This is a genomic window from Actinomadura sp. HBU206391 (assembly GCF_014323665.1).
GTDB lineage: Bacteria > Actinomycetota > Actinomycetes > Streptosporangiales > Streptosporangiaceae > Actinomadura_C.
Genome location: NZ_JABVEB010000468.1, coordinates 1 through 2,736, shown reverse-complemented (window position 1 = coordinate 2,736; position 2,736 = coordinate 1). Strand labels below are relative to the sequence as shown.

At 70.7% G+C, this 2,736-nt stretch carries 4 protein-coding genes; 2 read left to right on the top strand and 2 right to left on the bottom strand.

Features of this window, described 5'->3' with window-relative positions:
- On the top strand, window positions 1-585 hold a 585-nt coding region (locus tag HKK72_RS38400; protein WP_222721667.1), incomplete at its 5' end, for a TetR/AcrR family transcriptional regulator.
- 166 nt (window positions 586-751) lie between these two features.
- On the opposite strand, the gene HKK72_RS41895 is transcribed toward HKK72_RS38400, so the two are convergent.
- Window positions 752-880: a hypothetical protein gene (locus HKK72_RS41895; protein ID WP_261987594.1), complete on the bottom strand. Its 129-nt coding sequence runs from the start codon at window positions 878-880 to the stop codon at window positions 752-754.
- 205 nt (window positions 881-1,085) lie between these two features.
- Here HKK72_RS41895 and HKK72_RS38395 point away from each other — a divergent pair, with 205 nt between their 5' ends.
- Window positions 1,086-1,940 carry a helix-turn-helix transcriptional regulator gene (locus HKK72_RS38395; RefSeq protein ID WP_187239290.1) on the top strand — a complete coding sequence of 285 codons (855 nt, stop codon included), beginning with the start codon at window positions 1,086-1,088 and terminating at the stop codon, window positions 1,938-1,940.
- A 53-nt stretch (window positions 1,941-1,993) separates the two neighbouring features.
- Here the strand turns inward: HKK72_RS38395 and HKK72_RS38390 are convergent.
- The coding region (locus tag HKK72_RS38390; RefSeq protein ID WP_187239289.1) for an AMP-binding protein at window positions 1,994-2,736 on the bottom strand (743 nt) is incomplete at its 5' end.

Sequence of the window (2,736 nt, the reverse complement as noted above, 5' to 3'; positions counted from 1 at the left end):
CTGCCGGCGGGGGCCGGTCAGGAGAGCCCCGCCCGCCGCCGGATCCTGAGGACCGCCGGCCTGCTCTTCTACGCCGAGGGCATCCGTGCCGTGGGGATCGACCGGATCATCGCTGAGGCCGGGGTCGCGAAGGCCACCTTCTACAGTCACTTCCCGGCCAAGGACGACCTCGTCCGCGTCTACCTCGCCGAACAGAGCCGACGGCAGCGGGCGGCGGTGCATGAGGTACAGGCCAGTGGCATACCGCCGACAGAGGTGCTCCTCGCAGTGTTCGAGGCCATCGGCGAGCTCGGATGCGGCCCGGGGTTCCGCGGGTGCGCGTTCATCAACGCGGCGGTCGAGTATCCCGACCCGGGCCATCCGGTGCGCCAAGTGGTCACCGAGCACCGGAGCTGGTTCCGGGGCCTGCTCCGCGACCTTCTGACGGCGGCGGCGCATCCGGACGTGGAACGTACCACCGCGACGCTCGCGGTGCTGCGGGACGGCCTCGTGGTCGGCAGCCAACTCGACGACCCCGAGGAGGTCCGCTCGCTGGTCCGCGAAGCCGTCACCCGCCTGGTCAGACCCACACCGATCCAGCCGTGATCACGCAGTTGTTCGCGGCGCCGATGCGGGGCGCACGCGATGCCTCCGGCGATTTTCATAGCCGGTGATCGATTTGCCGGATCACCCTGGTGCGTACAAGTGCATGATCACGGCAGACGGACGTCCGCCGTGATCATGTTGTTCGGTGACGGGCAGGGGGCTACCGTCAGGGCGCGGGCTCGCGCAACCGCCGCCGGATACGCCCGATCCGCTCGGCCGCCTTCTCGCCGTGAACGTTCCGCCGGTCCTTGCGGTAACTCAGCCGCTTCTTCTCCTGCGGAGTCCTGCGCGCCACCGATGTACCCAAGCCTCTCCGGGAGTCAGTCGATGCGAGACGCCGACCGGCCCGCCCACCTCCACCCTCCCGTGATCATGCAGTTGTTCGCGCCCGCGGCGGCTCGCGGCACGGAACATGGCCGCGCACAACTGCATGATCACGGGCAGGGGCACGCACGGTGGAGGCTCTGGTCGAACCAGTCGATAGGGGGCATGCTGCTCTCATGGGTGACGATGTCGGCTCGGTACGCACGGCGCTTCTGACCCTGCATCGCGTGACCGGCCTGCCCGTCGTGTTCGGCGGGGCGCTCGCCGGCCGGCAGCGATTCCGCATCACCGAACTGATGGGCAACACGACCGACGCGCTCAACGGCCTGGTGATCAGGCAGGGGTCGGGGCTCGGCGGCAAGGCCATGGCGGTCGCGCGGCCGGTCTGGGTCAGCGACTACCCGAAGTCGGGCGCCATCAGTCACGACTACGACCGCCCCGTGACCGTCGAGGGGCTGCTGTCGGTGGTGGCCGTACCGGTCGTCGTCCGCCGCCGGGTTCGGGCCGTTCTGTACGGCGCGCTGCGCGAACCGCTGGCACTGGCCGACCGGGTCATCGCCTCGGCCGTCGAGGCCGCGCGCGACCTCGAGCAGGATCTGGCCGTGCGCGATGAGGCCTATGACCGGCTCGCCCGCCTTCAGCAGTCCGGCCCGGCGCCGGAGCACCGCGCCGAGTCGGCCCGGTGGGAAGAGGTCCGCGCCCTGCACGCGGAGTTGCGCGGCATCGCCGGGCAGATCGCCGATGCCGAGCTGAAGGCCCGGCTGCTGTCGGCGTCAGACCGGCTGGCCGGCGCGGCCGAGCCGGCCGGCCCGGCCGCCGGCCCGCCCACTCCACGGCCGGTGCTGTCCGCCCGTGAGCTCGACGTGCTGTCGTACGTCGCCATCGGCTGCACCAACGCGGAGACCGCCCAGCAACTCGGCGTGCTCCCCGAGACCGTCAAGAGCTATCTGCGTTCGGCCATGCGCAAGCTCGGCGGCCGGACCCGCCTGGAGGCGGTCGCGGCGGGCCGTCGCGCGGGCCTGCTGCCCTGACCCGCACGGCCGCGGCATCCGGGTGGGCGCCGTGAGGGGCCCGCAGGGTTGCGTCAGGTGGGCAGGCCGAGGATGTCGAGGGCCTCGGCGCGCATCTGGACCTTGCGGATCTTTCCGGTGACGGTCATCGGGAACTCGTCGACCAGGTGCACGTACCGCGGGATCTTGTAGTGCGCGAGACGGCCGGCGCAGAACTCGCGCAGCGCCTCCACCGTCAGCGGCTCGGCGCCCGGTCTCAGCCGGATCCACGCCATCAGCTCCTCGCCGTACTTGGCGTCGGGGACGCCGACCACGGACGCGTCGAGGATGTCCGGATGACCGTAGAGGAACTCCTCGATCTCGCGCGGATAGACGTTCTCGCCACCGCGGATCACCATGTCCTTGATGCGACCGGTGATGTTGACGTAGCCCTCGTCGTCCATGACCGCCAGGTCGCCCGTGTGCATCCATCGGGCCCGGTCGATCGCCTCGGCGGTCTTGTCCGGCTCCTCCCAGTAGCCCAGCATCACCGAGTACCCCCGGGTGCACAGCTCACCGGGCATGCCCCGCGGCACGGTCCTGCCGGACTCCGGGTCGATGACCTTGACCTCGAGGTGCGGCTGAACCCGGCCGACGGTGGACACCCGCCGTTCCAGCGAGTCGTCGACCCGGGTCTGCGTGGACACGGGCGAGGTCTCGGTCATGCCGTAGCAGATGGACACCTCGGCCATCCCCATGCGCTCGATGACCTGCTTCATCACCTCCACCGGGCATGGCGACCCTGCCATGATCCCGGTGCGCAGCGAGGACAGGTCGT

Excerpts from the sequence above, each read along its gene's own strand:
- HKK72_RS38395 (WP_187239290.1), top strand. The coding sequence starts at position 1,086 with ATGGGTGACGATGTCGGCTCGGTACGCACGGCGCTTCTGACCCTGCAT.